Annotated in this window: 4 protein-coding genes; 1 reads left to right on the top strand and 3 read right to left on the bottom strand. The window is 36.8% G+C overall.

Annotation, left to right across the window (positions count from 1 at the left end):
• Positions 1–806: 806 nt before the first annotated feature.
• Complete coding sequence (locus tag D5R40_RS27840; protein WP_124155517.1) at positions 807–3,230, bottom strand: caspase family protein; 2,424 nt, start codon at positions 3,228–3,230, stop codon at positions 807–809.
• Between the two features lie 332 nt (positions 3,231–3,562).
• Positions 3,563–4,735 (bottom strand): sulfate adenylyltransferase, encoded by a 1,173-nt coding sequence (gene sat / locus D5R40_RS27835; RefSeq protein ID WP_124155516.1) that lies wholly within the window; start codon positions 4,733–4,735, stop codon positions 3,563–3,565.
• 903 nt (positions 4,736–5,638) lie between these two features.
• On the opposite strand from sat, the gene D5R40_RS27830 reads away from it, so the two are divergent.
• Positions 5,639–5,980: a hypothetical protein gene (locus D5R40_RS27830; protein ID WP_124142834.1), complete on the top strand. Its 342-nt coding sequence runs from the start codon at positions 5,639–5,641 to the stop codon at positions 5,978–5,980.
• A gap of 811 nt (positions 5,981–6,791) precedes the next feature.
• Here the strand turns inward: D5R40_RS27830 and truB are convergent.
• On the bottom strand, positions 6,792–7,697 hold the full coding sequence (gene truB / locus D5R40_RS27825; protein ID WP_124142836.1) for a tRNA pseudouridine(55) synthase TruB: 906 nt from the start codon (positions 7,695–7,697) through the stop codon (positions 6,792–6,794).
• Positions 7,698–8,383 lie beyond the last annotated feature (686 nt).

Genomic DNA, 8,383 nt, shown 5'->3' with positions numbered 1-8,383 from the left:
GTTGGTGTAATATCATGTCCGGTTGAACAGTTATAAAATAAATAACGACGGAGGAGTCAGTCCTCAGGAGTCAGGAGTCATATCATTTCCGGTAGCATCGGAGCGTGTATAAAATTAAGGTGATAATAGGAGAAAACCTTCTGCCTCCAGCATAGCTGCTTTCTGCCTTCCTTCCACCAAAGTCTAATTATTCAACCGGACATGATATCAGGAGGGAATAAAGAAGAAGGAAGAAGAAGAACAGGATAAGAAGAAAAAAGTTTTTTGATCACGCTCTTATCCGGACATGATATAAAAACTTGAGAAATATCTACTTTTCCTTCTTGAAAATTTTCTTCTCTCTTCCTTCTTCCTTACCGGTACTTTGGCAAAAAATATGTTAATAACAGCGTCAAACCCTTATATAGTCAAGGTTTTACATTTAACCAACCTTTTTCCTGATATATCTAGGTTTTCCTGCGGAATGCTACGCAAAGAGCCATTTTTAGCCAGAGCAACGTATTTCCCTTACCGAAAAATTATGGGTATGCGCCTTCCCTTTTCAGAGGATAATAAAGAAAAATTTTCATGATTAGTCAATCCTCTTCTTTTCAAGGAAAGGTAATTATTAATTATTAATTGTTGAACCCTACTAGCTTTGAAGGCATTTTCGCTGTAAAAAATATCAAAGTACCGTTACTGTATTTGTAACAAACAGTTATCAAATTGGTATCACACTATGTGTGCTGCGAGAGTGAAAAAACAGATAAAAAAAAGAGGTTACTCAAACCCCTATGCCTGAAATTATCCGATTGAAAGTATTGTTTTCAAACGATCCTACACAAAAAGCTCATAGTTGCCCAACTATTAATATCTAGAGCATAATCATCAGTTGATAACCCACTTGATTGAACAGCTGATTGACTAGCACTTTGTAAGTCTCGTAATACTGCTTGTGCTACATTCAAAGGATTTAATACTTCTTGAATTACTCCATCGTTTCTAGCTTGACGTACCTCTCCATTAAGAGCAGCTATTGTTTCCTTAAATGGTTGATGGCTACAGATAATTAGACTTTCTGCCAACCCTTTAGGACCGATTAGTTTCCACCCAAAAGATTCTGTATCTCTAGGAAAATTACTAATCACAGGAGGCATATTTACGCTATCTTCTGGAGAAATAACTAACCCGGTTTGTGAAGACTCATTATTATTGAGAGGTTGATTAGATGCAGCAGGATCGAGAACAAAAATGTGCCCACTACTGTCTAAACTGAATAACATAAAATAGACTGGGCGATCGCCGTCATTATATGATCGACATTGAATTCGACTACCAATTGGTAATGTGAGTAATCCATCAGAAACTCCAAAGCTGCCTACACCTTCTATGTTCGTTTTAAATTTCGCCTCATTACTTACCCCTAAAGTTTCCCTACGCATAACTATCTTTGCTTCTGGAGTAATAGTAGCGAAATTGGCTCTGACTTTAATTTGAGTCGAACTTTCATTTCTCGTTAAGCGTAGTATTTTAGCTGCGAGTAAAGTTTTTAATTGGGAACTTAACCTTTGTACTGCTACTTTTACTGCTTCTCCTCCTTCCCCTCCTTCTCCTACACTACTGGGTATAAGCACCTCGCCTAGAGAAAATAGAGCATAACGACCTTGGTACATCGAAGGTAGAGGAGCAGAGAGACTTTGAGCAATAGTTGTTTCCTGTACTCGACTAAATACATAATCTGCTGCTTGGGTATTATTTACTACTGTAACTTGGGACTCTGCGGAGAATCCACTGGTAGCATCTACCCGTTCAATTCTTGAAAGTTCCGGATCGAGAGCAATAGTCAATTCAGTAGGTTTCGGCAAAATGCGAATTTTTTCTCGCACCACTTCTCCTGCCAAAAGTTGAGGATTAGGAGAAGATGTTTGAGTATTTTTTTGTGTTTGGTTGTTTAGATTTTCTCCATTTTCAAACTGCTGTTTTTCCTGATCTTGTGAAGTATTAGTTTCAATAATTATAGAAGCTTTAGCTGTTAAACCAGTACGACTGCGAATTTGTAATTGAAATTGGTAGTTGTTTGAGTTTAAATCTGAAGAAGGTACAGTTGTGAATAGGGAATTAAATGTAACTGCATCAAGAACGTTAATTGGCAGTCCTCCTAGCCAAAGGGTTGCTGTTTTGCCGTTATCTTCTACTGAGTTAACTACGCCACTAGCAGGGGGTGATAGGGAGGTCAAGAGATTTTGATAAGGCGTAGCTACTGGAGTTATGGTAGCTTCTTCAGTAAATTGAGCTATACTTTGTTTTGTTGCTTCTTTGAGTTCTGGTTGCTGATAAGGTCCAGCTAATTGTTCGACGAAGCTACCTGCTTGTGCAAAACTAATTTGTAGCTTCGTTGCAGGGGTTGTATGCCATAAATTTTGGGTAAGAGCATAAGTGAATAAACCCGAGCTAAAACCATTCCAATCAGTTTCGGTAGCAAATTGGCTATCTCTACTAGCATTAAGGATCAATCCTGGTAGTTGGCTTTGATTAATTGGCTGTCTTCTTTCTAAAGAGAGGCGATCGCGTAGCAGTGTTTGCATTGCTTTCTCTTTTTTATTAATTTGCTCCGTAGTCGAACTAGGTCGAGAGCGAACTCTGAGAAAACCTTGCAAACTTTGACCGGGATATACATAGCTCGTGTCTAGTACAGTCACTACTTTTGTTGTATCAAGCGATTGCACTAATAACCATAGAGTTTCTTCTAGTACGTCATTTATTGCTCTACCTTCATTGTTAAGTGATACAGCGTCTATTGGCACTAGAGTATTTTGAAATGTTAATTTTGAGGAACTGGACTCATTTTGTTCATTCTCATTTATCATTTTGCTGACACGACTACCATAACCACTAAAGTGAAAGAGAACTAGGTCATCGGGTTTAGCTTGATTAGTTAGATGATTAATAAAAGCTGTTTCTATATTTTCTCTAGTTGCTTGTTTATTTGTGAGAGTGAGAATATCAGTAGGTAAAAAACCAAACTTATGAACTAGCAATTCCTGTTGCATCTCCACATCTGTAACACACCCAGATAGAGCTGCATCCGGATATTCGTTAATACCTATGAGAAGTGCTAATTTACGTCCAGTAGTTTGAGCTAGAGCAGTTGAGTAACGACTTTGGAGTCGCCACCACCATGCTTCACTTATTCCCAATGCCCCCAGGGCTAAGCTAGCCCTTTGCAGAAATTTACGTCGCTTTAATCCCATGCTTTTTCCTTAAACTCCTCACCTGAACTGAGTCAATCAGGACTTTTTATCACAACATTATTATTAATTGTCTACATATATTGAAGCACTCTGCAGTTAACCAATAAGCGGGATCGTAGCCAATTTTAAACACTATGCGGGTTTAGTTTACTACAACAAGTCAGCTCTTAAGCAACCATCAAGTTAAAGCAAATTTGAATAGATAACTTGACCCAATTCTTAGTGGAGGTTGAAAAGCTTACTTTTTGTATAGCTTTTTCAACCCACCTCCAAATTCTGGTACAATCATGCTTCATACTTTAAGGAGTGTACCAGAAAAATTTCTGCTAATATCAACTAGATGCTTTCATTGCTTTAGCCAACTCTTGAGCCACCTCTGGTCGTGAAAATTCTGGTGGTGGTAACTCACCCCGACGTAACATTTCTCGTACTTTTGTTCCTGATAGATGAATTCGTTCTTCTGGCAAACTTGGACTTGTTTTACTTGTGGCCATACCTTTAGTACGAGTACAGTAGAAAGCGTGTTCAAACTTCATTGGAACAATATCTAACTCTCCGGGTTCAAACTCATCAAAGATATATTGAGCATCATAAGTACCGTAATAATCTCCTACCCCGGCATGATCTCGACCAACGATGAAATGGGTACAACCATAGTTTTTCCGCACTAAAGCATGAAAAATTGCTTCCCTTGGGCCAGCATAACGCATAGCTGAGGGATTAATGGCCATAATTACTCGGTTTTGAGGAAAATATTTCTCGAACATAATCTCGTAGCAACGCATCCGGACATCAGCAGGAATGTCATCGGATTTTGTCGCACCTACTAAAGGATGTAGAAATAAACCATCTACTGTTTCTAAAGCACACTTTTGAATATATTCATGGGCACGGTGGATGGGGTTACGAGTCTGGAAACCTACTACTGTCTTCCAATCCCTTTCTAGAAATAGTTTTCTGGACTCGGCTGGATCGATTTGATATTTGGGAAATAATGGGTGAGGATGACGTTCTAATAACCATACTGGACCTGCCAAGTTAACGGGGCCAGCATCATAGAGAACTTTTACTCCTGGATGTTTGATTTCGTCTGTACGATAAACATTAATTGCTTCATGGGCTTTATTGTAGCGAAACTTTTGAGTTAATTCTAAAACTCCTACAAATTCTCCATCGGGAGAATCAAGACGCACCCAACTTCCTTCTTTGATTGAATCTGCTACTTCTTCTGAGACTGGTAGAGTGACTGGTATACTCCAAGGTAGACCATTTTGAAGACGCATATCAGTAACTACGGTTTCATAGTCTGCCGCTTCCATAAAGCCATTTAGAGGACTAAAGCCTCCTATAGCTATCATCACTAAGTCTGAAAGTGCTCGTTTATCTAGTTTTACTCGTGGTAAGCTTTCAGCTTTTTCCATGAACTCTTGTCGTTCTGCTGGTGTGGCAATCCGATTAATCAGATGGCCACCGTGTGCTGGTATACCATTGGGATGCTGACTCAAAGCAATTCCTCTCTTTGTTAACTACAGTAGTTGATCAAAATTAGGTTTTCTCATCTCGATCTTACATCTTTGAGGCACTTCTATCTTCAAATTTAGTTGTTAGAAGTTATTAGAAGTTGACTGAGGTTAAGGTAATTATCAAAGATGCTTTCTTTTTTCTAACTTCTGTAGTTGTAATTATATGACCGGACTTAATCAAAATTATATCTAAGGCCCAGGGTGGTAAAAAAATTGTGTCGCTATCTATGTCAAAACTCTAAATATTTATAAATCACAATTTATTAATATAGCATTTCTATTTAATTAAGCTGTGAGAATATTTTTGAGGAATAAAGCAACTGGGAATTAAATTAGGAATATTTGTTTGATCGTTACAGTCATAAAATCTTACTACATTCGTAACAAAATCTAAATTAATTATAGATAATAATGTCAGACATTATTATCAGTATTTTCTTCTCTCTAATTTTCAGAGATTTTCTACACAATCTAATGTAGATATAAAAAAAGTAAAAATTAGATAATGTAAAGTTATATAAATAAAATGTTGTCTTGAATGTAAATAATTTGACAAAAACTGGTTTGACAAATTAGTATTATCTAAATAAGAAGTTGATAAAACTAATTTGACAAAAACTGGTTTGACAAATTAGTATTATCTAAATAAGAAGTTGATAAAACTACAAAATTTAACTAGATAAACTATTAGCAATCTTTGATAATGAGTGCTAAAAATACGCCATTATATTTTGAGGACAAATTAAAGAATAAAGTCAAGATTTTGCATCTGATTAATAATTAATTAGAGGTCAAAAAATTAGCACTCACCTTGAAAGACTGCTAACTTGAATGTATCTAAAATATAGTTATAATATCAAAAATAATTAGAGAGGAAACACAGAAATGCAGTATACTTTTGAACTTTTAGGTATTTCTCCAATCTTACATTTTTTTAATCACCAACAAAAACTGCAAGTAGAAAAAAACTTAACTGTAGAATATCTAGGAAACCATGAATGTTCTCTAGATGTGTTTATAAAATCTGTTGAAAATGTTTCTACGAATCGTGGTTGGAGAGTAGATAAAGTTGTCGAAACAGTGATTAATTTTTGGATGAATAACCCTGATAGTATTCAGTATTGGAATTCTCGCTTAAAAGATGCTGGGGAGGAAAACCTTTTAGTGGCAAGAGTGGGAGATATTAAATCTTTAAGGCAATCCTTTGAATTATTATTGAATAATTAGGTGGTATTGATGTGGGTCTGGAGATATTTCATTCGCCAATGTAATGTCTACATAAAGACGGGCAATAAAAGTAATATTTTCAGACTTTTTATCTTAAAAATTGAAATTTGGAATTTTCTTAATTCAGATAAGTTAGCTATATTGCATAAGTTAGGTAAACTCGTGATTTTTTGATCTAGTATTATGTCCGGATAATAGCGTGACAAAAAAAACTTTCTACACTTTAAAACTTCCTCTTCTTCCCTGCTGAGAGAATCACTTTGATGAGCGTAGTTATGACGATTGGAGATTTTTTTGATGTCCAATCAAATGGATTTGATATGATTTATGTCATGTCCGGTAGCATCGGTATTGTCAGCGTGAAGGTAAGGAATAAGCAAGAAGCAAGAGGGAAGAAGGCTTAAAAGCTTGAAACAAGGTAAATTTCCTGTAGATATTCATCTTTGGTTTTACACAAACGCGCCCCAGCGGACATGATATTATGCAAGAGGTCTAATTAAAAAAAATTGGGGGTTGCTGAATAAATGTATGATTTCACAGGAAGACCGAGGACTGAGTCAGGAGGACCGAGTCAGCAGAGTAGGTAGAAACAAGTTTTTCGGTGATTAAATTAGGAAGAAATAGGTATAATTTGCAGTATTGTTTTGGCTAAAAATTTACCACTAGTTGAATTTCATACCTCAAATCAGCAACGCCAAAAATTGGTATAGCAGTCGCAGGAAAGGGCGCGGACATATCAAAAACTGAAAACTCAGACAAAGCCAGATTTTTCCTTGTTCCTTCTTCCTTGTTCTTTCTTTCTTCTTCCTTCTTATTCACAAATAACAACTTGAGGTGCTAATAATAAATTTTCCTCGGATTTGATTAACTGCCCAATACCCAGAAATACACCTTCAATATTATATACTCGCAGAGGATTTTCAGTTTTTTCGTCTTCTATTTCCCATTTTTTTTGATAAGGTAAACGTTGACCTTGACACCATCTTTTGGCATCCTCAATAACTAAAACTATTGTTTGTAAATGTGCCAATGCTACTTCTGGTGATAATAGATTAAATGTTTTTTGTTGCAGTTGAGTTTCCATCTGCTCAAAGGTAAGACTATCTTTCAAAGAAAAGCCACTACTTTCTGTTCGAGTTAAAGTAGCTAAAGTCCCTCCAGTATTTAAAACAGCACCTAGATCGCGAGCGATCGCCCGAATATAAGTTCCAGTACCACAAGCGATCGCTAAATCCAGCTCAGGAAAATCTCCACTCCGCCATTCAAGAACTTCTAAACTAGACACTTCTACAACCCGAGTAGGAATTTCAACAGTTTTTCCCTGACGAGCTAAATCATAAAGTCGCTTTCCTTCCACCTGTATTGCACTGTAACTAGGAGGCAGTTGTTCAATTTTTCCTAAGAAATTTGGCAGCACTGCTTCTATATCAGACAATGTTAACTGTGGCGCTAGTGTAGATTTAACAATTTCTCCCTCTAAATCATCAGTGGTCGTAATTACACCAAATTTGACTGTGCCACAATAAGCTTTTTCTGAGCGTAGAAACTGTAATAATCTAGTTGCTTTTCCCACGGCAATAGGTAAGACACCAGTAGCCGCAGGATCGAGAGTTCCTCCATGGCCAACACGCTTGAGACCTAGTAACTTTCTTACTTTTGCTACACAGTCATGGGAAGTCATGCCAGATGGTTTGTTGAGATTGAGAAAGCCTTGCATTATATGGGTTTGCACACTATGGAATGATATTGCCAAAAATTAGTTTAGACTTTGAGTAAAAAACCTAATATTAATCATTTTAGCAATTGATTAATCCAAAATCCTGTTCATCAAAAATCTAAAATCATTTGTCACTGTGCAATGCCAGTTTTTCAATTTTACCTTCAGCTAATAGACATCTCCAAGAATAAAAAATCAATATCTATATCCCAAAGAAATTATCAATTCTTTCCCCTCCACGGTCGGGCCCCGCGGGTGGGTTCCCTACTGCCTACTCCCTACTGCCTACTCCCTATGGGTGGAGGAGATGTCTAATTATCATTACATTTAAGCAACGCCCATTATATTGTTATTCCACCCATAATTTTTCGTTATAGCGCTGCAGGCAACAGGCAACAGCTCCGGAAGGCAACAGGGGGAATAAATTGTGGATAATATAAGACTTTTAGCTATTTGGCCTCTCCTGCAATTTGTAAATATACCAGCGCTCATTGCTATATTCTTTGGTTTTATATCAGGTCTCATTAATTAGACGTAAATATTAATGATCTTCATCAATTATCTTGAGAATCTATCAAATTTCCCCCTAATCCCTACTCCCTACTCCCTACTCCCTAATCAATGTTATCATTTTCTTTGTGGGTTTAATACCCCACCGTCAACGGGGGTGTTCACGCATTACTTGG

The sequence above is a fragment of the Okeania hirsuta genome, from assembly GCF_003838195.1.
GTDB lineage: Bacteria > Cyanobacteriota > Cyanobacteriia > Cyanobacteriales > Microcoleaceae > Okeania > Okeania hirsuta.
This window is presented reverse-complemented; position numbering and strand designations above follow the sequence as displayed.

What these genes read in the sequence shown, in the direction of transcription:
- D5R40_RS27840 (WP_124155517.1), bottom strand. Translation starts at nt 3,230, where the DNA reads ATGGGATTAAAGCGACGTAAATTTCTGCAAAGGGCTAGCTTAGCCCTG.
- D5R40_RS27830 (WP_124142834.1), top strand. Translation starts at nt 5,639, where the DNA reads ATGCAGTATACTTTTGAACTTTTAGGTATTTCTCCAATCTTACATTTT.
- truB (WP_124142836.1), bottom strand. Translation starts at nt 7,697, where the DNA reads ATGCAAGGCTTTCTCAATCTCAACAAACCATCTGGCATGACTTCCCAT.